Source organism: Mucilaginibacter gracilis, from assembly GCF_003633615.1.
Taxonomy (GTDB): Bacteria; Bacteroidota; Bacteroidia; order Sphingobacteriales; family Sphingobacteriaceae; genus Mucilaginibacter; species Mucilaginibacter gracilis.
The window spans coordinates 1,335,567-1,359,950 of sequence record NZ_RBKU01000001.1; the positions used below are offsets into that span (position 1 = coordinate 1,335,567).

Below are 24,384 nucleotides of genomic sequence, written 5' to 3' on the forward strand. Positions count from 1 at the left end.
CCATGAGAAAGGAAATCAAATATGCCATCTGGTTCGTGATCATTATTTTTATAGGTTATAACTCGGTTTATTTCCGTAAGTTGAGCGAGTTAAAAGCCACCGGAAAAACATTTAACGCTGTTGCTTACGCGCAAGACCTGCTGACTAATAAACTACCCGCCGTTACAGAAAAGGCTATTACGCTTGATGAATTAATTACGCAACTTAAAGTATCACCGGCTAACACTTTTGCCGAAAACGGTCATGTCCTCTCTATAGGCAGCACCAAATTTTTCATGGTGAAAGGCACGGGCACCATTACTGATATGGACGATAGCGATGTGAAGCTTTCAACCATAGCACATAACGATTTCCAAATAGCTACCGAGTTTGTATTTGGCAATGCCATTCGTGATGCCTCGGGTTTGGTTGATCTGAACGATTTTACCAATACAGTAGATCTGAGCAATATTTCTTCGGAAATCAATAAGATCATCCGCGCTAAGGTGATCCCACCATTTAAATCGGCAGCTAAAAAAGGCGATAAGATTGAGTTTACAGGCGCCGTAGAACTTAATCAGGCACATCTAAACCTAAACGATATTGAGATGCTCCCTGTATCTCTAAAAATAATTCCTTAAGGTTATGTTGATAGCAGATCATATCACCAAAAAATTCCCCGGCGTTATTGCTTTGCAGGATGTTTACATGGAGCTGCATCCCGGCAAGGTAAATGCGATACTGGGCGAGAACGGCGCGGGTAAATCTACGCTGATGAAAATCCTATCAGGCGTTTATTCTGAATACGAAGGCCGCATTTTATTACAGGATACCGAGGTAAACTTTGCTAATCCGCGCGAAGCACAGGGCGCGGGCATCGGCATTATTCACCAGGAGCTAAATTTAGTGCCCCACCTCAATATCACCGAGAATATATTCTTAGGACGCGAGTTAACCAATAACTGGGGCATGCTGGATGGCAAGGCCATGAAAAACCGCACCCAATACCTTTTAGATAAACTGAAGCTGAAGGTTAGTCCGGATACGTTGATCTTTGATTTAAAGGTTGGTCAGCAGCAGGTGGTTGAAATTGCCAAGGCCCTGCTAACCGATTGCCAGGTTCTGATTATGGATGAACCAACTTCGGCCATTACCGAGAGCGAGGTTGAGGTATTGTTCGATATCATCAAAGAACTTCGCGATGAGAATAAGGTGATCGTATACATATCGCATAAGCTGGATGAGCTTTTTAAAATAGCCGACCGTTACATTGTGCTTCGCGATGGCAAAACCATCGAATCGGGCGAGATGAAAGATATTAACCACGATACGCTGATCCATAAAATGGTTGGCCGCGAGATCAACGTCATTCGCAACAAAGGCTACAAAGCCACCGCCGGGCCTGTACTTACTGTACAAAATATTAACCTAAAACATCCTGAAAACCAAAAACGTGATCTGTTAAAGAACGTATCACTGCAACTTTGCCCCGGTGAGGTTTTGGGCATTTTCGGTTTAATGGGCGCCGGGCGTACCGAATTATTGGAAACCATTTTCGGTTTGCATAAGGCTCATACCGGTACTATCAGTATCCAACAGCAGGCAACAAAATTTAGATCGCCGGGCGAGGCTATGAAAGCCGGAATAGCTTTGGTACCCGAAGACCGCAAGAAAGACGGCCTGGTATTGGGGTTGGATGTAAAAACCAATATTAGCATTACCACATTGGATAATCTGCAAAGCATGGGTTTGCTGAGCGATGGTAAAGAACAGGAACTGGCGAAAAGATATATCGATTCGCTCAAGATCAAAACACCGTCGGCTAATCAGATCACCAAAAACCTGAGTGGTGGTAACCAGCAAAAAATAGTACTGGCTAAATGCCTGGCTACCCAGCCTATTGTGCTGATGCTGGACGAGCCAACGCGTGGTATTGATATCAACGCCAAAAACGAGATTTACAAACTGATATTAGAACTGGCTGCAGCGGGTATGGGCATCATTATGGTATCATCCGAATTGCCGGAGATACTCGCCATATCCGATCGCATCCTGGTAATGGCCGAAGGCAGCATTACTGCCGAATTTAAAGCCGCCGATGCATCCGAAGATAACATCCTGAAAGCAGCCATTCCTAAAAACCTATAACAAACTTAAATGACCTTGAATCGCCAACATTTCGCCAAATTCCAATCGCTTATAGCGCTTGTGGTTTTGTGCATCGTATTGAGTTGCCTGTCGGATAAGTTCCTAACCGTAGATAACGGCTGGAACGTAATGCGCCAAATATCTGTTAACATTTGTATAGCCGTAGGGATGACACTGGTTGTATTAACCTCGGGAATCGACTTATCCGTAGGATCGGTATTGGCCCTTTGCGGCGCTATTACGGCAGGACTGATGAAAAATGGTATTGAAGTGCATTCGAGTAACCTCTACATCGGTTTCACATTGTTGGGCGCTATCCTTGCGGGATTATTTACCGGCGCAGGTGTGGGCGCATTTAACGGCTTTGCCATCACACGTTTCAAAGTGCCACCATTTGTGGCTACACTGGCCATGCTCACTATTGCAAGGGGCTTAACCTTGTTATGGACACAGGGCTTTCCGATCTCTGTATTCGGCGAAAAATTCGGTTACATCGGTACCGGCTGGTTTTTAGGTATACCGGTTCCGGTTTGGATCTCGGCTATTGTTGTTTTAACAGCGGTTGTTATCACGATGAAAACTCCGTTGGGCCGATATATTTATGCCATTGGCGGTAACGAAAATGCGGCTAAATTATCAGGCATCAACATCAGCAAAGTCAAGATCATCGTTTACAGCATGGCCGGAGCACTGGCCGCCGTGGGTGGTTTGATCGTCACTTCAAGATTGGATTCTGCTCAGCCAAATGCCGGTATTAGTTACGAACTGGACGCTATCGCAGCTGTGGTGATTGGCGGCACTTCCTTATCGGGAGGCAAAGGCACCATTTGGGGAACCGTGCTTGGCGCAGTTATCATTGGTGTGCTTAACAATGGACTGGTATTGCTTAACGTATCGCCTTTTTGGCAGCAGGTGGTTAAAGGCGGCGTAATTTTACTCGCCGTGATTATTGACAAGGCTAATTCTAAATCCGAGTGATGATGGATCAAAAATATATACTGGCGATAGACCAGGGCACCAGCAGCACCAAGTCGACTATTTTTGATGAAAAGGGTAATGCCATCGCACGGGGCCAGGTGGACTTGGCTACGCAGTTTTTAGATGGAGGAATGGTAGAACAAGATCCTTTAGGGATATTTGAAAATGTGTTGGCATCTGTTTCCCTTTGCCTTGAGGCTTTTCGCCGAACAGGTAAAGATACAGGATCCATCTTAAGCATTGGGATATCCAATCAGCGGGAAACCTTTGTCGTATGGGACGCTAACGGAGATCCCTTGCACAATGCTGTTGTGTGGCAATGCAAACGTTCGATCGATATCTGCAACCAATTGATTAATGGCGGGTTTAAAAAAACGGTAAAAGAACGTACAGGGCTGATCATCGACCCCTACTTCTCTGCATCAAAATTGATATGGTTATATCAAAATAAAGATAAAGTCAGGGCGGCCATAGACACTGGCAATGCTTATTTTGGCACGATTGACACCTGGCTTTTATTTAAACTGACAGGGGGCAAGCGCTATCTCACTGATCACACAAATGCTTCACGGACAATGCTTTTTAACTTATCAACATTAAACTGGGACACCTATCTTTTGGCAACTTTCGGTTTAGATAAGATAAATCTACCGGAAGTAATTGCCTCTTCGTCTGATTTTGGCGCAAGCGACTTTGGTGGGTCATTTGACCGGGAGATACCGATCGGGGCGATGATCGGCGATTCCCATGCCGCGGCATTTGGCGAAGGTTGTTTTGAGCAAGGCCAGGCGAAAGCAACATTGGGAACAGGCTGTTCCATTATGATGAATGCCGGTACGGATTTGCCTTCCGGTAGCGAGGGGGTTGTTACGACAATATGTTGGAGTACATCAACGAGAGTGGATTATGGGCTTGAGGGTGTGATCGTTTCCTGTGGTTCGACGATGGAGTGGCTGCGCAGGGAGCTCACTCTTTTTAGTGATATCAAGCAAACGCAGGATATGGCCAATAGCGTGCTTGATAATAACGGTGTTTATATTATCCCGGCATTCAGCGGCATGGGTGCACCGTATTGGCAGATGGACAGAAAAGGGGAGCTTCTTGGCTTAACTTTTAACACCTCCAAAAACCACATCGTCAGGGCTGGTTTGGAGTCAATCGCTTACCAGATCCGGTCTGTGATCGACGCAATGGAAAATGCCGCGCAACTGGACCTACGCATGTTGATTGTCAATGGCGGTATAATCTCTAACAACTTTGTTTTAGGTTTTCTTACCGATCTTTTAAACAAACCCTTGTATTACGGAATATCGGATGCGTCTGGCTTGGGTGCTGCTATGCTAGCGGGTTTGCAGGCCGGACTTTTTGAAAGCCTTGAAGAGATCAAGGCATTGGCTAAGCCTAAATCTACCGTGATGCCAACAATAAACCCAACCTCGGTTCAGGTAAACTACCATACATGGTTAGCTCACGTAAACAGAACCTATACAGATAAATGATACAATCTCTTATGCAGACAAACAAAACATTTTTCTTATTTTTTGTCTTTGTAGTTTTATTGGTGTTCCTTTTTTTATTTGGCGCACATGCGCAAGTGAAAGTAGAACGCTGGAACCGGTTCGAGATAAGTTTGAAAGGCCCTGTAACAGGTAATCCTTTTACAGAAAATCATTTTTCCGCTATATTTTCGAATAACTCCAAACGTGTCAGTGTTGATGGTTTTTATGACGGCGAAGGTAACTATCTAATAAGATTTATGCCAATGGAACTTGGTAAGTGGAATTACATCACAGTAAGTAATATTGCTGCATTAAACCATCGGTCTGGATTATTTACCTGCGTAGCTCCAAACAACGCAAATCATGGCATGATACGCGTTGCGGACACGTATCATTTCAGATACGAAGACGGTAAGCCATATTATCCTTTTGGTACCACCGCTTACGCTTGGATCCATCAGGGGCCAGAACTTGAGGAAGCGACATTGACCACACTTAAAAGCTCCGCTTTTAACAAAATCAGGATGTGCATTCTCCCTAAATATTATACTTATGTAACTAATGAACCCCTTTTCTATCCTTACGAAAAAGGAGATGGAAAAAACAGGTGGAACTTTAAGCGGTTTAACCCTGCCTTTTTCAGGCATCTGGAAAAACGGATCGATGATTTAAACGCGCTTGGAATAGAGGCTGATCTGATCATTTTCCACCCTTATGATAAAGGGCATTGGGGGTTTGACAGTATGGGTAAGGAAAATGATCTATTGTATATTAAATATCTTGCGGCACGCCTTTCGGCTTTCAGGAACGTCTGGTGGTCGATGGCCAACGAATTTGATTACATCAAAAGTAAGCCCCGTGCGGTATGGGATGATTATGCAGCGGCTGTAGTGGGGCATGACCCCTACCGCCATCTGTGCTCGATCCATAATGGCAGTGTGTATTACGATAACTGGAAGCCGTATTTTACCCATGTTAGCATACAAAACGGCGCACCTGTCGAAGATTTCGGCCGTGCTGGTTTATTACGCGATGTGTATTTCAAACCCGTGATTTATGATGAGGTTTGTTATGAAGGAAATCTTCCTCAAAGATGGGGGCGTCTTACAGGTCAGGAAATGACAGCTGCGGTCTGGCAGGGCATAATAGCCGGAACATATGTCACACATGGTGAAAGTATCAAAGGCAATGGAGATACAATATTTTGGGCCAAGGGCGGCATATTAAAGGGCGAAAGCCCAGCCCGAATCGCTTTTCTCAGGACCTTATTAGAAAACGGCCCCGGTCCTTTACATCTCGCTGATAACTGGAAGGATAATCAAACCGCGCAAACAGATAGCACGTATTACCTCATCTATCTTGGCAAACCAAAGCAAAAGGAATGGATGTTCAGCTTGCCTAAAAAAGGTGGGCCACCCGTAGGCACAAAATACAAGGTTGACCTGATTGACACATGGAAAATGTCCGTAACGCCCATTAATCAGGTTTTCGAGACCAGTAAAGCCGATGGTTATCGAATTTATGATAAAAACCATAGCTTGGTAAGCTTACCTGATGATTCTTATCTGGCATTTCGAATACATTTAATAAAATAAAACTAATTAATATGAATGGCATATATTACTATAAGAACATGAAAAGGACATTTACCTTGATCGTATTCTTCATTATCCTTTTAATTACTGATAGCGCTCTTGCTCAAAAAGCCACATGGATATACTACCCCGGCGATTTTGATATTTGGCTGGGCAACAAGATGCAGAACCGACGTACAGATCGTGGTGCGTTTTTACCAGTGCTTTGGAAAATGGATAGCCATTATGTTTTGGTAGAGTTCCATAAAGATTTTGACGTACCAGCAACAGAAGAGGTTAAACTTTATGTTGAAGGAATGTATAATGTAAAGGTTGATGGACAGGCCTTTGTGGGCTATCCTAAGAGTATCACTGTTCCTTCAGGTCATCACAAGGTGAGTTTAAAAGTTTATTGTCAGGATAGGGTACCAGCAATATTTGTTCAAGGGAAAACTATAGTATCCGACGATAGTTGGCTGGTTACTTTTGAAGATAAAGAGTGGATTGATGCCACGGGCAAGGTATCTGATAAATCGGGAACAACTTACCTGAACGCTGGTGCATGGAATTTTAACGATCCTTTATCACCCCCGTCTAAATTCAGTTTGCCAACTGTACCGCAACATGCCATGAGTAGCGATAAAAAAGCCAACTCGTTCTTTTTAGATTTTGGTAAAGAAACTTTTGGCTTTGTTAAATTACATGGTTTAAAAGGGAAAGGTAAGCTGCATATTTATTACGGTGAGTCGAAGGAAGAAGCACAGTCGGTGGATCATTGCGAAACTTTGGATGAATTGATGATTAACGAATCTGCCAAAAAGGATTCTGTAATGGAGTTGTCAAAAGCATTACGATATGTAAATGTTCAGTTTGATTCAGGTGTTTCTGTTGATTCTGTATCAATGCTTTATGAGTATGCGCCGTTAACCCAACGCGGGGCTTTCAGATGCTCTGATGAGGAAATCAATAAGATCTATGATATTTCTAAGTACACCCTTCAGTTAGCCACACGCGAGTTTTTTATCGATGGGATAAAAAGGGATCGGTGGATATGGTCGGGCGATGCTTACCAGAGTTATGCGATGAATTACTATTCATTTTTTGATTCGCCAACAGTAACCCGTACTATTTTGGCTTTGCGCGGAAAAGATCCTGTAACGAGCCATATCAATACCATAATGGATTATACTTTTTATTGGTTTTTGAGCATTAACGATTATTACCAGTATACAGGCGATAAAACCTTTATTAAGCAGTTTTACCCGCGTATGCAAACGCTAATGGATTATTGCTTATCGCGGCGGGATAAAAATGGCATGATGGCCGGCTTACCAGGTGATTGGCTGTTTATTGACTGGGCAGATGGTTTAAGCAAACAAGGGGAGTTGAGTTTTGAGCAGTTGTTATTCTGCCGTAGTTTAGAAACTATGGCTATCTGCGCCAAGCTCAACAACGATAACGAAGGAGCCGCTAAATACCAGGCCTTAGCTGATGAGTTGAAAGCTAAGATATTTAAACTGTACTGGAACGAGCAAAAACATGCGTTGGTGCATAGCTTAATTGATGATAAGCAAAGCGATAACGTTACCCGTTATACTAACATGTTTGCCATTTTTTTTAACTACTTTAACGAGCAGCAAAAGCAGGATGTAAAGAAAAACGTGTTGCTGAACAATAATATCCAGAAGATAACAACACCGTACATGCGCTTTTACGAGCTTGAGGCGCTTTGCGCAATGGGCGAGCAGGGTTATGTATTAAAGCAAATGAAAGATTACTGGGGCGGTATGTTAAAGCTTGGTGCTACGTCTTTTTGGGAAGAGTATAATCCGGATAAAAAGGGCGCTGAGGTTTACGCTATGTATGGTCGTCCGTTCGGTAAAAGCCTTTGTCATGCATGGGGTGCAAGCCCAATATACCTGTTAGGTAAATATTATCTGGGTGTAAAGCCTTTAACGGCAGGATACTCCACATGGGTAGCCGAACCTAATTTAGGTGGTTTGAAATGGATGGAAGGCACTGTGCCGACACCAGAAGGAAACATCAAAATGTATTGCAGTAACACGCATATTAAAATTAAAGGAGAAAATGGCACAGGAACTTTACGTATAAAAAGCAAATCGAAACCAAGCTGTAAAGACGCTTCTGTTATATCAAAAGGTAATCATATATATGAACTAATAATCACTAAGGATAAAGCCTATAATATTACCTATACCGAACTATAAAAATAATGTTACGGACTTTAACAAATTAAACTCGCAAAAAACATGAAGAAAAGAGCGTTGACAGGTTGGTTGACCTTTATTATGCTGACTACGCTGACCGCCCGTGCGCAATTCGCGGTTAGCCCACTCACCATTTCACCTAACCACAGATACTTTCGTACAGACGGAAAGCCTTTTTTCTGGCTTGGGGATACCGGTTGGTTATTATTTTCAAAACTGGATCGTGCAAGTGCGGAGCAATATTTGGAAACAAGGAGCAAACAGGGGTTTAATGTTATTCAGGCAATGGTAATACATGATATCGCCGAAGTAAATTGCTATGGCGACTCTGCCTTAATTGATCAAAAAATTGCGCATCCCAAGATTACTCCGGGTAACGATTTTAATAAAAACAAAGAATATGATTATTGGGATCACATAGACTGGATCATCAGTAAAGCACAAGAAAAAGGTTTGTATGTTGCTTTAGTACCGATATGGGGAGGTGTGGTAAAGGGTAAACGCATTACGCCCGAGCAAGGACGTAATTACGCTGACTTCCTGGCTAAAAGGTTTGGAAGCAGGCCAAATATCATTTGGATGAACGGAGGGGATATTGCAGGAAATATTTATGAAAATACCTGGAGAGCAATTGGATCAGCACTGCACGAAGCCGATCCCAATCATTTGATTACATTTCATCCCAGAGGACGGACGCAATCCTCAACCTGGTTTCAGGATGCAGACTGGTTGAGTTTTAACTGTTTCCAGTCTGGACACCGAACTTATTCGCAGGATGTATCCAAAGAAGATCTAAAATATGGTGAAGACAACTGGCGGTATGTAAAAGCAGATTACGAAAAAACACCTGTTAAGCCGACGCTTGATGCAGAGCCGTCTTATGAAAATATCCCGTATGGTTTACATGATACGAAACTACCCAAATGGACAGACGCGGACGTCCGGAGGTACGGATATTGGTCGGTTTTTGCGGGTGCCTGTGGGTATACGTACGGAAACAACGACGTGATGCAAATGCATCTTCCCGGAGATAAAAAACCGGCCTATGGTTCAAAAGAATATTGGTACACCTCCATCAATAGCCCCGGAGCCCAGCAAATGATCTTCTTAAAGAAACTGATCCTATCCAGGCCATACGAAGAACGCGTACCTGATCAGTCTATGATTGCGGGACAGCAAGGACTGCAATATGATCATCTTTTGGCTACACGTGGTAAAAAATTTGCTTTCATCTACACTTATAATGGCAGGGAGATGCTCATCAATGGAGATAAACTTCTGGGACAAAAGTTACGTGCTGCGTGGTTTAACCCCAGAACAGGTGAAACGATAAACATTGGTGTCTTCAGTAAACAAACTTCAATGCATTTTAAGCCTCCCGGTGAAAAAAGAAATGGCAACGACTGGGTGCTTGTTCTCGATTCCATTTAAATATTTTAATTAAATAACGATCATGAAATCTATCAGAAATTTTTTAAGCTCTTTCTGTCTGCTCTTATATACAGGAGTTACTTTCGCTCAGATCCCTGACAGTATCAAAACTAATATCTCGATCATTCGGCAGCAAGTCTTTAGTGATTATAAGGGGATGTTTAGAAAACCGGTTGGCATACTGCATCAACCGTTTATTACTCCGGGGAGTAATGCCTATGCTAACGATCTCTGGGATTGGGACTCCTGGCTAAGTAATATTGCGTTACGACAAATTTTAGAGGATCACGGTTCTGCAGGTGATAAAAGCGAGGCTGTTATGTACGAACGGGGTTGTATCCTTAATTATCTTGATAACACCGGGTTTGACGGTTACATGCCGATCCTGATCGCCAAAAATTCCGATCCCGCTAAAATGAAGCCGGCAAATATTTACAGGACTAATATGCATAAACCTGTGATCGCACAGCACGCGGCATTTCTGACCAAAATTAACCATGGCGACGCGGAGTGGCTCCGTGAAAAGTTTAGTCTGATGCAAGCCTTTATTAATAATTATGAATCCCATCACCGTAATCGCGCAACCGGCTTATATTACTGGCAGGACGACCTTGCTATCGGAACAGACAATGACCCTTCAACATTTTTCAGGCCTAACGGAAGCTCGGGTTCAATCTTCTTGAATTGCCTGATGTATAAGGAGTTGAATGCGATGGTCTACTTGGCCGGTTGCTTGAAACTGACCGATATCGCAGCAGAATATAGTAAAGATGCAGAAAACCTTAAACTAGCCGTCCAAAAAAACTGCTGGGATGAAAAGGACGGTTATTTTTATTCTGTTGACTTGAATTTGAAACCCGTGACAGAACAACCTACAACAATTTTTGGACAAGAGATGATTTTACACAGCGGATTTCCGCGTAATTATGATTGCCTGATACAAAGAATAGGCACATGGTCAGGCTTTATGGCGATGTGGGCCGGAATTGCCACTCCAGAGCAGGCTAAACGTATGGTTGTAGAAAACTTGGAAGACAAGCGAACTTTTAACGCGCAGTACGGTATACGTACGCTATCTAAGCTGGAAAAAATGTACAGTGTTCGGGCCAGTAACAACCCATCTAACTGGTTGGGACCGATTTGGGGTATTTCCAATTATATGACCTTCCGGGGACTGGTCAAATACGGATTTAAAGATCAGGCAAAACAGCTGGCATTCAAAACAATTATGCTTTTTGGAAAGGATTATAAAAAGAACGCAGCCCTTCATGAGTATTACGAACCAGACACAGGCGAACCGATATTAAACAAAGGTTTCCAAAACTGGAACTACCTAGTTATCAATATGATTGATTACATAAACGGAGAGCCCGTAATAGAGGAATTTTAGCGCCATCGATTTAGTATCGGGATAAGACAGTAATCGGCGCTGATAAATTGTGATAATGTTTTTATAATAAATGGGCACGCTTGTAGTGGAGTTGCTATTACCAATCCCCTAAATGAAGCAGCAACGTTTAAAAAGCGCATCATCCTTATCAAATGAGTTGCATATATCAGTGCGCGGTAAGCATTCTTACCTTACGTAAACCAGGTTATTAACACGTAAGATAAAGTCCCAGATATGATTCATGTAAGGGTTATCACAGGTTAGGTGAGGCTGTCGTTCTCCATAACAGATAGCGTTTCACCCGCACTGCATTGACTTATCTAATCATCAAACTCATGTCTGATTCCGAGCGTGTTAAGGACAATAAAAGTTAAAAGCACAGTGTATGTTAAAGAATTAATTTGATTGTTTTACATATTTATTGCACGTTTCGGTTGGTTTTACTTGCGAATTAAGGTTAAAAACATAGACAGGGGCTTTTCTTTTTAGTGCAAGAATACGGTTTTATTACCTCTTAATTCCCTTAGTTATTTTTTGATGTCTTACATCTAGTAAATTAGCGCTTGTTGATAAGACGATCTTAGCTGAACCCAGATTTTCAGCTTCCGCCTTCAATTCAAACTTGCCTGCCGCTTTTTTTAATGATCTTACTATAACCAACGCCATGCCGCTTAATGCTTTTCGTTCCTTTGACGGGAAGGCGACGAGGTCAGCTGGATCACCGTTATCTGTTGCAACGATTTCTGCTGGTCCGGATATAGAGAAAACAATTTTATTATTGGCTATAGGTACGATGTTCCCATCCTTATCCAAAACTTTTACAGTGATAAAAGCAAGGTCAGCGCCATCATCCTTTATTTTCCTTCGGTCAGCCCTTAGTCCTAAACGAACCGGCTGCCCTGCGGTTTTTAGGGTTTCGGTTGCCCAAAGCAACCTATGCTTATAAGTTAACACTTTGAGTTCACCAGGTTCATATTTAACGTCATCCCATCTGAACCGGTATTGATATTCCACTCTTTTTTTACGCCCCAATGATCTACCGTTAAGAAACAATTCGGCTTCATCGGCCGAAGAAAAAATATGCACGGGAGTGATTTTACCTTCCCTTCCTAGCCAATTCCAATGAGGTAAAATATGAGCGAAACGAAGATCGGGCCGCCAGCGCGCCTGATAGAGGTAAAATCTGTCTTTTTTAAAACCGGCAAGATCTATGATACCGGAATAAGAACTTCTGGCCCCGTAATACGGGGTCGGCTCACCTAAATAATCCCAGCCGGACCAAACAAACTCTCCACATACAAAAGGGTGCTTATCCTGTGACGCAAATACTTTATCGGGCGAAGCCCCAAATTGAGCTGTATACAATTCATAGGCACTTACATATTGGTTTTGAGCATCACCTCCGGTAGTATCACTTACAGGTGCGCTAAAATCACTAGTTACTGGAAATATATATGTTCCGCGTGTACTTAGCGTGGATGCCGTTTCACTACTGATGATTAGTTTTCCCGGGAATTTATCATGAAATGCTGGATATAAGGGGGCTGTTCTAATTCCCTTTAGCTTGGCATAGGCCGGTGCATCCCTGATCCCTTCGCCCTGGTAATTTAGTGAAAGAATATCCATAACGGCGGGGAATGGCATATCCGGTTTGGCATAATTCATCGAAGCGGTAGCTGGCCTGGTCGGGTCCTCGTCTTTAACTATAGCACTCAATCTCCGGGCTATTGTTGCACCTTCTGTTGCCGTGTACTGCTCGCCAACCTCATTACCAAAGCTCCAGGCAATAATTGAAGGGTGATTTTTATCTCTTCTGATAAACGACCTTGTATCCGCCTCAGACCAATCCGGGAAGATCAGGTGAAAATCTAATGGCGTTTTGCCTTGTTCCCAACAGTCAAAAATTTCATTTATGACTAAAAAGCCCATTTTGTCAGTGATGTCCAATAGCTCGGGGGCCGGAGGATTATGAGATAACCTGATCGCGTTACATCCCATTTCACGTAGTAATTCCAGTTGCCTTTCAGCCGCCCTGTAATTAAATGCTGCTCCAAGAGCTCCAAGATCGTGATGCTGATTAACTCCCTGTATTTTTACAGCTTTTCCATTTACAATTACACCTTTAACAGGATCAAACCTGATGTCTCTGATTCCGAACCGCGTTTCGTAGGTATCAACCAACCTATTATTTGTGTATAAACGGGTAACAGCCGCATATAAGTTGGGTTTTTGTGTGGGTAAAGGCTGCCATAAAGCGGGGTTGTTCAGCAACAATTCGCTTTTAACCAAATACTTATTATGATGGTTCACATTAACAATCGACAAAGGGAAACTGCTTATCTTTTTCACCTTTTGATACTGATTATCCAAACTATAAATATCAGTTAATACTTTTACTTGTTCATCATAATCAGCCTTATTTTCAATGTTCACATCCAGATTGACAACGGCCGAAGATTTAGAAATATCCGATGTAGTGATACAAGTGCCCCACTGAGCTATCTGAACAGCATTAGTTTTAGTAAGCCAAACATTTCTATACAATCCGCTGCCGGGATACCATCTTGATGAGTTGGGCGGATTATCCAGTCTTATTGCGATTTGGTTGTCTAATCCAAATTTGATGTAAGGAGTTAAGTCGAGTCTGAAAGAATTGTAACCGTAAGGCCACCCGCCGACCAGGTGTCCGTTTAACCAAACCATAGCATAAGACATTGCTCCTTCTATTTCCAGATAAATATTTTTTCCACGATCAGCTATTGGTATGCCGATCTTCCTCCTATACCAGGCAATACCTTGGATTGGTAATCTTCCCATTCCTCCGCCCACTATCGCATTGGCTTCTTTGTAGAATGGTCCTTTAACAGCCCAGTCATGAGGAAGATCTACTTTCTCCCAGCTTTTGTCATTAAATCCCAGCTGTACAAAGGGGAAATTGCTCCCTGGATCACCCGCCGGCCTTACGTAATGCTTTGACTCGTCTTTAATAAAATCGTTTGCGGTGGGGAGTATCCACTTCTTTAATACTTTTTCGGAAGTACCCGCAAGGAGAGGTTTTTGTGATGGTTTACTATCGGCCACAACGTCATCTTTGCGATCAAAAACAACAGGGCGTTCATCATAGATCAGTTCATCACCTTTGTCTTGATAACGCATGAATCTCCAGCCATGATTTAAACTGATCCTTTCTCTGCCCTCGTTTGTTATGATCGCTTTTTTTTGTGCATCACATGGAAAACGGAGCAATATCATAACCAATAGCAAGACCCTTGCCCCAATCCTATTTCTCGTAGAAATAAGTTGGATAAGAAAAGTATTTAGAATCAATGGTTTTAAGGTCGAAGATTTCATTAAGAAAAGTATTATAGATTTATAGTAAAAAAAGGAGAGATATGCTTATCTCTCCTTTTAAAAACAATAATGAACTTTTTAAAAACGTTAATTGTAACCCGGATTTTGATAGGCCTTTTTATCTACAGGACTCATATCCAATCCGTCTAACTGTGATTGAGGAATTGGTTTGAGGTAATTCATTGGTAGGATTGTACGTGTAAATGTTCCAACGGTGTGATCGTTCCAATCGTTAGGGTTGGTTTTACCTGCGATTACGAAAGAGCTGCTTAACTCTGTCCATTTTTGTGTGCGGACTAAATCGAACCAGCGGTAACCTTCACCGAAGTATTCACGGCTCCTTTCGGCAAGAATATAGTTGATATCAATTGAAGCAGGTGTGGCTGCTATAATTGCCGCACTGTTGTCCTGGACTTTAGCTACCTGGTTCCCATTGTCAAAGCGCCATCGGCCTGCACGGGCGCGGATAACATTAATTAGCCCTCTTGCGGTTCCATCGTTAGCATATGATCCACTGATTGCCCTGGTAGCGGCACCCTTCACAGCGGCTTCTGCGGCAATAAAAAACAACTCCGAGAACTTAGCCACCGGGAACGGACGTGTACTGCTACCGTTTGGCGAACCTAAACCACCGTTATTGTCGGTACGGTAAGGTCCCAGTTTAAAGTTGCCAGGGTAACATATCCGACTAATATTACTTGGCTCAATGACAAAATCTGCCCTGCCAGGTAAAACACCTGCACCTACAGAACTTTTATACACGGAATTGGTGTAATCTACACCACCCACATCATCATTCAAAAAGCTGAGAACAGCATCACCTTCGCCTATTGGCAGGTAATTAGCATTGTAGAGCGTAGTACCCGTGTAACCAGCCTCTTTTAAATTACAGCGATACCGGGTAACAAAGGTTCCATCATATCGCGAATCATTAAGCTTGTCCGCAAAGGTCACTTTAAATACACCTTGAGGAGGTGCCAAAAGGGTCCATGGGCGACCTAAAGGTTGTGTTGCCGCACGCTGCACTGAACTATAACCGCTCCAGCTGCTATTTGTTTTACTGCTTGTAATCGTAGTATAGTTCCATTGCTGAAACCATGAAGCAAAATTGTCAGTACTAAATCCTCCTGAACTGTAGCTCAAGTCGCCTCCATTATATTGCGCGCTGGATTGTGTGTGATCCGCGAACAACATCACTTCATTGTTCCGGTCGTTTGTGGCGACGTTTACATCATAAAAACTGGCTTGCAAACTATAAGGAGTTGGCGATTCTATACCCGCTGCGGCAACCGTATAGGCTTGGTTGAAGTAATATGCAGCATCGTGCCCGGCAGGGTCGGTCCTAGCTACATCCGGATAAGTTGGGATATTATTGGGATTTTGCAGCCACCAGCCATAAGTCAAATAAGCTTTGGCAAGATAGAGACGAGCAACGTTCTTAGTTACACCACCGACAACGCGTGGCGCAGTGGGCAGTTTGTCGATCGCTATCAGGAGATCTGGAAAAATGGCCTTAGTATACACTTCGGGTACGGTATTTCGTTTAGACGTCCTTGCTGTAGAAGTATTGAATTTTAATTCTCCCGCACCCAGGTCAAGTGGCACACCGCCAAATGTTTGCACCAAGAGGAAATAATCGAAAGATCTAAAAAATCTGGCTTCTGCGATCAGTGCATCCGAAATACCGACCGCTGCACCGTTTTCAATTACGCCACTGGCCGTATTGATATCAGGAAAGTTATTGTTCCATACAATGCCCGAATTGTCGGTTTGAGGATTTACCGTTCCTACACCCGAAAAATCGATGTTCTTGGTGTTCAGGTCGGCAAGTTGAGCCCAAGTTTCCTCGTCTGTACCGGCTTCATTCGAATTAATAAAATAGCCGTTGCCGTACATATAACGCAGGTGACCATAAAGAGAGGTGATACCTCCCTGGACTCCTGCTTGTGTTTTAAAGAAATCCGGCGTAAAAGTAGCGCGCGGCGTTTCGTCCAGGATCTTCTTGCACCCGGTTAGGGCGAATGCAGTTAACACTGATACTTGAAAGAACTTTCTATATACTCGTTTCATATTCGTGTATTTTAAAATGTTACGTTTAATCCTAATAAATAGTTACGTGTACTCGGCGTATTATAACCTACGGTCAGCAACCGACTTTGTCCGCTACCGTAAGCAACTGCCATATTTGAGCTATCGTTAGCGTAGCTGTTAGGCTCGGGGTCCTGTTTAGAAAGTTTGTAATAGGGCGAGAAGAAGATAAACGGATTCTGAGCGGTAGTATAAACATGCAGCTTTTTGATTCCGGCTGACTTCAACCATTTGCCAGCAACATTATAGCCTAAGGTTATGGCACGTATCTTCATGTAAGAGGCGTCGAAATAACCTGAAGTAGACCCATATTTAGGATTGTTACTGCTTTTCGGACTGGCAGGATCAGGGAACTGGGCGTTCGGGTTATCTGGTGTCCAATAGTCGATATTGATCTGACCGGCCCTACCAGACTCCAAGTTCAGGTAACCGTTTGCGCCGTATAAGGTGCTGTTTAAAATACCTCCATGTACAAAGGCGCCGACTATCGAAAAGTCGAACGCTTTGTAGGCAACCCGGGTATTAAAACCTCCCTGAAAGTCGGGATCAGCATCCAGCACCTGTTGATCAGCAGCACTGATGTTTCGGGTAGGAGAGCCATCAGGATTATATGTTCCGGTATAGAGCACTTTAACCATTCCGGGAACGCCCGCAGGTCCTTCATACTGCTTTACGGTAGCAGCTTCGCTTGCTTGCCATATGCCAATTTTCTTGTAGTCATATATCACGTTAAGCGGATGTCCAACAAACAACCAATTGTTTACATCTTGTTGCTGTCCGGATGCCAGTGCAGTTATACGGTTAACATTACGGTAAAAGTTAACACCTGCTTCCCAGGTCCATCCATTCTTGTTGTTGATGATCACGCCATTCAAAGTGATCTCAAAACCTTTGTTCGATGTCGAACCTACGTTACCTGTATAACTGCTTACTCCTGATGTTGCAGGCAAGCCGACACTTAGTAAAAGGTTATCCGTTTCGGTGATATAGGCTTCAGCGGTACCGGTGAGTCGATTATTGAATAAAGAGAAATCCAGGCCCAGGTTCTTGGTCTTAGAATATTCCCAGCCAAGATCAGGATTAGGTAGCTGGGTAACGTAGTAACCGTTGGCGTTGGTTGCACCAAAGTTGTAAGGTCGTACACTTAACTGACCTAGTGTCGCATAAGGTGCTACTGATTGATTGGATGTTTCCCCATAACCGACCCTAAGCTTCAAACTATTTACCCAACTGAGATTTTGCATAAATGACTCTTTATTGATATTCCAACCAATGGAAACAGCCGGATAGTCATGCCACTTATGTCCTGTAGCTAGTCTGGAGGAAGCATCACGGCGGTAAGTTGCGGTAAGTAAATATCTATCGTCATAAGTATAGATGATACGGCCCATCAAAGACATTAATCCGCTTTGGTTGTACGCTTGATTATTAGGATCGATCGTAATATCATCGTTGCTGCCGCTTGAAGTTTGTCCTAAATTGTAGAATTGAAAGCTATCGCCTGCGATATTCTTTCTGCTGATATTTGACGCATTATAGGTTGTCTGCTCTGATGAGTATAACGCCGTTACGTTCAGGTTGTGTTTTTGAGCAAAAGTCTTGTCATAAAAAAGCAAATTCTCAACCGTCCATTGCGTTGTCCGCGAATTACCTATCGAGGCAGTATTAGGATTGTTGGGATCAGTGTTAAATACGCCCACGCCTGTATAGCTGCCTGAATTACTCGTACGGATGTTCCCTCCCAGATTAAGATGATACCTCAAGCCCTCTACTCCCGGGATCTTCATATCAACGTAAGCAGAGTTATAAGAAGCCAGGTCTTTAGTTGTATTGACGTATTTATCGCCCAAAGCAGCCAGCGTTTCTCTGGTATATACCCAAGGCTGGTCTGCCGGCAAAACAACGAGTCTCTTCGTGGACCCGTCGGAATTGAAAGGGTTAGCCAGCGGCGACATGTTCAAAACACCGTACATGCCCAGGTTGGCACCATCCGTAATGCTGTAGTTATCATTTGTCGTAAATCCGATACGAAAATATTTGCCGATTTCCTGATCAACAGATCCGCGCAACGAAATACGGTTATACTGAGATAAAGGTATAGGGGCTTCGTCCCTGTAATAACCAACACCAAATTTGTAAGTTCCTTTGCTGGAAGTGGCACCAGTTACATTGATATCATGGTTTTGCGTAGTTGCCGGCTTTCTGTAAAACAGGTCCTGCCAATCGGTATTCGTATTTCCCGTGGCGTCCTCATCCGTACCTGGAGCGGTGTATAAACCGGCTCTTTTCCTAAGGGCAAGGTATTGCTCAGACTGCATCATCTGATACTTCATTACGTCTTTTACCATACCATAACCGTTGTAAGAAATTTGGGGCGCCTGCCCTGTGCTACCTTTACGGGTCGTAATCAGGACAACTCCGTTTGAACCCCGGGACCCATAGATCGCAGTGGCAGAAGCATCTTTAAGAATATCAACGCTTTTAATATCGTCCGGACTGATATCAGCAATTGTTCCTGCGAAAGGGATACCGTCCAATACGATCAGCGGATCATTTGATGCATTAATAGAGCGGGTGCCGCGGATACGGATCTGCGCGGTAGCACCAGGCTTGGTGGAGCTTTGCTGAACATCTACGCCAGCTAAACGGCCCTGCAAAGCCTGGGCGATGTTAGCGGAAGGAACGGCATTCAAATTAGCTCCGCTAATGGAAGCCACTGAACCGGTGACAGATTCCCTGCGCTGACTGCCATAGCCGATCACCACCACGTCCTGTAAGGTTTTGGTGTCAGAAACCAAGGTAATCGTGATTTTTGTTTGGTTATTGACCGCTTTCTCCTGTGTGGCATAACCAATAAAAGATACTTCAAGCGTTGAATTACCGGGTGCAGAGAGCTGGAAATTACCGTTGGCATCCGTTGTCACGCCGTTTTGAGTCCCTTTCACCCGAATGGAGGCTCCGGGTACCGATTGACCGGCAGGATCCAGAACCCGTCCTTGAATTTTGATGTTTTGCGCATAAAGCGATAAGGAAGAAAGAGATAGTAATACAATAAAAGCTAAAATAAAGATGCTTTTAAAGCTAGATTCACTATACCTAATTACCTTTTTTTGTGAGTAAACTGTCATTCGCATAAGAATACGTTTAAGTGAATTAATAAAAGGTTAATAAAATGGTTGGTCTATTCCGAAATTAGTCGGAGGCTTATAATCGGGGACTAAAATAAATTTAATTATTAATAAATGCAATCGATTGCTAATATTTAATTAAATTTATTTTCTGCGAATATCTGGCCATCATGAAATTGAAATAATGCCTGTTTAAACAATTATTAGCCGATTTGAATGATGCAAATTATTCAAACCAGCTAATAAATTCGATCCCGCAATTGCTAAAACATTAAAAAATTAAAACTGAGATGTGCAATACAATCGGTTTCATTAATTTAAAGTGAGCATAAGGCCAATTACTATGACGGCGTGGACTTTTTCTACCGCTTTGCCTCAATCTTTTGCAATCGAGCCCAAATTATAAATGGTCGCCAGGCATTGAATTTTCAAATTCCTTTACGACTGGACATGTTATTTCAGAAAAAGTTCATCAAAGTACAACATTATTGTTTTTTCTGATTCGTGGTCGTCGTAATTACAATCATTATAAACCAATAATTACAATCGATTGTAAAAAGTAAATTATTACGTATATTTATTTAATAAACCAGTAAGGACTTCTTCGGTAGATTGTAATAAGCCAATCCGGCATCGGTAATTTGTGGTAAAACCTTCTGATTTATTAAATTAAAAGCCTGTAAATCAATAAATTACTCATAAATTATTTTGAATCGAAATGAAAATATTTAAACCTCTTGCCCTAGCCATTACAGGCTGCCTATCGATCAGTCAAACTTTTGCACAACAAAAAAAACAGACTTATCTAGCTGAACCGCTTATCAGATCAATCTATACCGCCGATCCATCGGCCCACGTTTTTAACGGCAAGATATACATTTACCCATCGCATGATATTGACGCGGGCATCCCCGAAAACGATAACGGCGATCATTTTGCCATGCGCGATTATCATATTCTATCGATGGATAAAATTGGCGGCAAAGTTACCGACCATGGTGTAGCAATTGATATTGAAGATATACCGTGGGCAGGTCGCCAGCTATGGGCTCCCGATGCCGCGTATAAAAACGGCACTTACTTTTTATACTTCCCCGTAAAAGATAAAAGTGACGTGTTCCATATCGGTGTGGCTACTTCAAAAAATCCGGCAGGGCCATTTAAGGCACAACCACGACCTATACCGGGCAGCTTCAGTATCGATCCTGCTGTGTTTACCGATACGAATGGTTCGTCGTACATGTACTTTGGTGGCATATGGGGCGGACAACTGCAACGCTGGGCAACCGGCAAGTACGATGCCAATGGTTCAAAAACCGACTTAGGTAAAGACAATGAACCTGCCCTAAGCTGTAAAGTGGTAAAAATGAGTAAGGATATGCTGCATTTTGACGGTAAGGTTAAAGATGTCATCATATTGGATAAACAAGGCAAGCAATTACTGACTAAGGATCACGACCATCGCTTTTTTGAAGGCTCGTGGATGCATAAATATCACGGCAAGTACTACTTTTCGTACTCAACAGGTGATACTCATTATTTGGAATATGCCATTGGCGACAAGCCATTTGGCCCGTTTGTATACCAGGGCATATTTATGAAACCCGTACAAGGCTGGACAACCCACCACTCTATTGTTGAGTTTAAAGGTAAGTGGTATATTTTCTATCATGATACCGAACTATCTGGCAAAACTCACCTGCGTAATATTAAAGTAACCGAGCTGCATCACAATGCCGATGGCAGTATCGCTATGATTGACCCGTTTAAAAAGTAAATAAGATAAATAGCTTTAGTATGAGATCACTAACCACGCTGCTGACAGGCATTTTACTGCTTTTATTTACCACTATAAACGCGCAAATACGCCTGCCTTACCTGGTTAGCGATGGTATGGTGCTGCAACGCGATAGCAAAGTAAACATTTGGGGCTGGGCAGCGCCTGCCGAAAAGGTAAGCATCGCCTTTAATGGCAAAACCTACAAAACCACTACAGGGGTCGACGGTAAATGGATCTATGCCTTACCGGCGATGAAAACCGGAGGCCCGTATACTATGGATATCAGCGGAAGCAACCGCGTTACTCTCCATAATATTTTAGTTGGCGATGTCTGGTTTTGCTCAGGTCAATCGAACATGGTGGTCAAGGTGGAGCGTGTTAAAGAAAAATATCCTGACGAGATTGCCTCGGCAAATTACCCGCAGATCCGTAATTTTCTCATCCCGACAGCGTCTGATGTTTCCAAGATCCACAACGATCTCCCTCCCGGCAAATGGATGGAAGCTAGTCCCAAAAACGTGGGCGATTTTGGTGCAGTAAGCTGGTTTTTTGCTAAACACCTATACCTCAAATATCATGTGCCGATTGGTATTATCAACTCGAGTGTAGGCGGCACACCTATACAGGCATGGATAAGCGCCGAAGGTATTAAACAAATCCCACAATATGCAAAGCGGTTGGAGCAGTTTCAGGATACAGCTTATCTTAACAAGATAATGAAACCGATGCGTCCTACACCAAAACCATTTAAACAATTAGATAAAGGCCTTAACGGCGATATAAAATGGTTCGACGTTAATTATGTACCGAAAGACTGGCACCACTTCTGGTTGCCGGGCTACTGGGCAGACCAGGGCATTAAAGGTTTAAATGGCGTGGTGTGGTTCCGTAAAGAAATAGAGGTACCAGCAGGTATGACGGGCCAACCGGCTAAATTGTTGATGGGCCGTATTGTTGATGCCGATCAGGTTTATGTGAATGGCGTATTGGTTGGCAATACCACTTACCAGTACCCCCCTCGTCGTTATACGATCCCGGCAAACCTTTTAAAAGCCGGTAAAAATATTATTGTGGTACGCATAACCAATACCATCGGGAAAGGTGGCTTTGTGCCTGATAAGCCGTATAACCTTATAGTAGACGATCAAAAAATTGACCTCCGGGGCGATTGTCAATATAAAGTTGGTCAAGCCTATGCGCCGGGTGATATCCCTTTTGGTGGCGGATTTTCGGCACAAAACGAACCGACAGGTTTATACAATACCATGGTGGCACCGGCCATTAATTATACCATAAAAGGTTTTGTTTGGTACCAGGGCGAGGCGAATACCGGCAGGGCTGCTGAATACAATCAATTACTGCCGGCGTTAATTGCCGACTGGCGCGCCAAATGGAACGAGGGTACATTACCTTTTTTATATGCGCAGTTACCCAACTTTATGGAAGTACAATACTTACCATCCGAAAGCCAGTGGGCCGAGTTACGCGAAGCAGAATTAAATTCGCTATCGGTGCCCAATACGGGCATGGCTGTTGCCATCGACGCCGGCGAATGGAACGATATACACCCCCTAAGTAAAAAACCAATAGGCGAACGCCTGGCGCTTGCAGCAGAGAAGCTGGCCTATGGCGACAATAACATCGTAGCATCCGGGCCAATTTATCAATCGGCAAAAGTAGAAGGCGGTAAGATCACCATCACTTTTAGCAACATCGGCGGCGGTTTAATAGCCAAAGGCGGTGGCGAACTCAATCAGTTTGCTATTGCCGGTGCGGATAAAAAGTTTGTTTGGGCAAAAGCGGTTATTGATGGCGACAAGGTCATCGTATCCAACCCGGATGTAACAAATCCAATGTACGTGCGCTACGCCTGGGCCGATAACCCGGATGGTGCCAATTTATACAACAAGGAAGATTTACCGGCGTCGCCGTTCAGAACCGACGGTAAATAAATATCTTAGCAAAACCTAAATTACCCGTTTATGAAAAAGATATCCATTGGCCTGTTGGCTTCAGCTTTGATGCTCACCAATATATCGGCAATACCACAACAAGGCATTAAGGTTTGGAACAACAAGCAATGCGCGGTGGTGTTAACTTACGATGATGCCGTGGATATCGATCTGGACAATGTTATCCCTGCGCTCGATTCGGTAAAGCTGAAGGGTACTTTTTATATCATCGGTTCATCGCCTACAGTGAACAACCGGCTTGATCAGTGGCGGGCAGCAGCTAAAAATGGTCATGAGTTAGGTAATCATGCCTTGTTTCATCCCTGCGATGGTAGCCAGCCGGGCCGCAGCTGGGTATCGCCCGATCACGATCTGAGTAAGTATACCATTGGCCGCGCGGTTGACGAGATACGAGCCAACAACATTTTATTAAAAGCTATTGATGGAAAGACCGATCGCACGTTTGCCTACCCTTGCGGGGATTTAAAAATTGGCGGTGTAGATTTCTATACTGCCCTGCGAAAAGATTTTGCTGGAGCGCGCGGTGTAACCGGCGGCTTACAAACCGCGGCACAGGTAGACCTGGATAATATTGATTCGTACATGATCCAAAACCAGCCGGCAGATTATATGATCAACCTGGTCAAAAAAGCGCAGGAAACACATACGCTACTGGTATTTCTTTTTCATGGCATTGGCGGTGGCCATAGTATTAACGAAGATCGTAGCGAACACACTAAACTACTACGTTACCTTAAAGCTCACGAAAGCGACATCTGGGTAGCGCCCATGATTGATGTGGCTAAGGACATCAACGCAGAGCAGGGAAAGTAACTCTTTAATTATTTGTCAATAGCT

14 protein-coding genes are annotated in these 24,384 nt (G+C 43.3%); 11 read left to right on the forward strand and 3 right to left on the reverse strand.

Going from position 1 to position 24,384, the window contains the following annotated elements; genetic code table 11:
• Nucleotides 1-2 precede the first annotated feature (2 nt).
• The 8 genes from BDD43_RS05655 (at nt 3) to BDD43_RS05690 (ending at nt 11,227) form a co-directional block, all read left to right on the forward strand.
• Nucleotides 3-620, forward strand: coding sequence for a DUF2291 domain-containing protein (locus tag BDD43_RS05655; protein ID WP_008507904.1), 618 nt, complete (start codon nt 3-5; stop codon nt 618-620).
• 4 nt (nt 621-624) lie between these two features.
• Complete coding sequence (locus tag BDD43_RS05660; protein ID WP_008507905.1) at nt 625-2,127, forward strand: sugar ABC transporter ATP-binding protein; 1,503 nt, start codon at nt 625-627, stop codon at nt 2,125-2,127.
• Nucleotides 2,128-2,136: 9 nt separating this feature from the next.
• Complete coding sequence (locus BDD43_RS05665) at nt 2,137-3,105, forward strand: ABC transporter permease (RefSeq protein ID WP_008507906.1); 969 nt, start codon at nt 2,137-2,139, stop codon at nt 3,103-3,105.
• Entirely contained in the window at nt 3,105-4,604 is a 1,500-nt protein-coding gene (locus tag BDD43_RS05670; RefSeq protein WP_008507907.1) for an FGGY family carbohydrate kinase, read from the forward strand. Before BDD43_RS05665 ends, BDD43_RS05670 begins: the two co-directional genes overlap by 1 nt.
• An 11-nt stretch (nt 4,605-4,615) precedes the next feature.
• Entirely contained in the window at nt 4,616-6,199 is a 1,584-nt protein-coding gene (locus BDD43_RS05675) for a DUF5060 domain-containing protein (RefSeq protein ID WP_008507909.1), read from the forward strand.
• A 38-nt stretch (nt 6,200-6,237) separates the two neighbouring features.
• On the forward strand, nt 6,238-8,406 hold the full coding sequence (locus BDD43_RS05680) for an alpha-L-rhamnosidase-related protein (protein WP_121201891.1): 2,169 nt from the start codon (nt 6,238-6,240) through the stop codon (nt 8,404-8,406).
• 81 nt (nt 8,407-8,487) lie between these two features.
• On the forward strand, nt 8,488-9,837 hold the full coding sequence (locus tag BDD43_RS05685) for a glycoside hydrolase family 140 protein (RefSeq protein ID WP_246001470.1): 1,350 nt from the start codon (nt 8,488-8,490) through the stop codon (nt 9,835-9,837).
• 22 nt (nt 9,838-9,859) lie between these two features.
• Nucleotides 9,860-11,227: an MGH1-like glycoside hydrolase domain-containing protein gene (locus BDD43_RS05690; protein WP_008507912.1), complete on the forward strand. Its 1,368-nt coding sequence runs from the start codon at nt 9,860-9,862 to the stop codon at nt 11,225-11,227.
• A gap of 507 nt (nt 11,228-11,734) precedes the next feature.
• On the opposite strand, the gene galB is transcribed toward BDD43_RS05690, so the two are convergent.
• The 3 genes from galB to BDD43_RS05705 all read right to left on the reverse strand — a co-directional run bounded on the left by galB (nt 11,735) and on the right by BDD43_RS05705 (nt 19,794).
• Nucleotides 11,735-14,578 carry a beta-galactosidase GalB gene (galB, locus tag BDD43_RS05695; protein ID WP_008507913.1) on the reverse strand — a complete coding sequence of 948 codons (2,844 nt, stop codon included), beginning with the start codon at nt 14,576-14,578 and terminating at the stop codon, nt 11,735-11,737.
• An 87-nt stretch (nt 14,579-14,665) separates the two neighbouring features.
• A complete protein-coding gene (locus tag BDD43_RS05700; protein WP_008507914.1) occupies nt 14,666-16,648 on the reverse strand; it encodes a RagB/SusD family nutrient uptake outer membrane protein in 1,983 nt (660 codons plus the stop codon).
• An 11-nt stretch (nt 16,649-16,659) separates the two neighbouring features.
• Complete coding sequence (locus BDD43_RS05705; RefSeq protein ID WP_121196778.1) at nt 16,660-19,794, reverse strand: SusC/RagA family TonB-linked outer membrane protein; 3,135 nt, start codon at nt 19,792-19,794, stop codon at nt 16,660-16,662.
• Between the two features lie 718 nt (nt 19,795-20,512).
• Here BDD43_RS05705 and BDD43_RS05710 point away from each other — a divergent pair.
• Genes BDD43_RS05710 through BDD43_RS05720 form a run of 3 tightly spaced genes read left to right on the forward strand, consistent with a single transcriptional unit; the run spans nt 20,513 to nt 24,360 of the window.
• Nucleotides 20,513-21,571: a glycoside hydrolase family 43 protein gene (locus tag BDD43_RS05710; protein WP_121196779.1), complete on the forward strand. Its 1,059-nt coding sequence runs from the start codon at nt 20,513-20,515 to the stop codon at nt 21,569-21,571.
• Between the two features lie 20 nt (nt 21,572-21,591).
• Nucleotides 21,592-23,526, forward strand: a complete 1,935-nt coding sequence (locus BDD43_RS05715; protein WP_008507918.1) for a sialate O-acetylesterase — start codon at nt 21,592-21,594, stop codon at nt 23,524-23,526.
• 30 nt (nt 23,527-23,556) lie between these two features.
• A complete protein-coding gene (locus tag BDD43_RS05720; protein ID WP_008507920.1) occupies nt 23,557-24,360 on the forward strand; it encodes a polysaccharide deacetylase family protein in 804 nt (267 codons plus the stop codon).
• The last annotated feature ends 24 nt before the right edge of the window (nt 24,361-24,384 follow it).

Bases quoted from the DNA above. Each gene is read 5' to 3' on its own strand.
- BDD43_RS05665 (WP_008507906.1), top strand. From the start codon at position 2,137: ATGACCTTGAATCGCCAACATTTCGCCAAATTCCAATCGCTTATAGCG.
- BDD43_RS05670 (WP_008507907.1), top strand. From the start codon at position 3,105: ATGATGGATCAAAAATATATACTGGCGATAGACCAGGGCACCAGCAGC.
- BDD43_RS05700 (WP_008507914.1), bottom strand. From the start codon at position 16,648: ATGAAACGAGTATATAGAAAGTTCTTTCAAGTATCAGTGTTAACTGCA.
- BDD43_RS05705 (WP_121196778.1), bottom strand. From the start codon at position 19,794: ATGACAGTTTACTCACAAAAAAAGGTAATTAGGTATAGTGAATCTAGC.
- BDD43_RS05660 (WP_008507905.1), top strand. From the start codon at position 625: ATGTTGATAGCAGATCATATCACCAAAAAATTCCCCGGCGTTATTGCT.
- galB (WP_008507913.1), bottom strand. From the start codon at position 14,578: ATGAAATCTTCGACCTTAAAACCATTGATTCTAAATACTTTTCTTATC.
- BDD43_RS05680 (WP_121201891.1), top strand. From the start codon at position 6,238: ATGAAAAGGACATTTACCTTGATCGTATTCTTCATTATCCTTTTAATT.
- BDD43_RS05690 (WP_008507912.1), top strand. From the start codon at position 9,860: ATGAAATCTATCAGAAATTTTTTAAGCTCTTTCTGTCTGCTCTTATAT.
- BDD43_RS05655 (WP_008507904.1), top strand. From the start codon at position 3: ATGAGAAAGGAAATCAAATATGCCATCTGGTTCGTGATCATTATTTTT.
- BDD43_RS05685 (WP_246001470.1), top strand. From the start codon at position 8,488: ATGCTGACTACGCTGACCGCCCGTGCGCAATTCGCGGTTAGCCCACTC.
- BDD43_RS05715 (WP_008507918.1), top strand. From the start codon at position 21,592: ATGAGATCACTAACCACGCTGCTGACAGGCATTTTACTGCTTTTATTT.
- BDD43_RS05720 (WP_008507920.1), top strand. From the start codon at position 23,557: ATGAAAAAGATATCCATTGGCCTGTTGGCTTCAGCTTTGATGCTCACC.
- BDD43_RS05710 (WP_121196779.1), top strand. From the start codon at position 20,513: ATGAAAATATTTAAACCTCTTGCCCTAGCCATTACAGGCTGCCTATCG.
- BDD43_RS05675 (WP_008507909.1), top strand. From the start codon at position 4,616: ATGCAGACAAACAAAACATTTTTCTTATTTTTTGTCTTTGTAGTTTTA.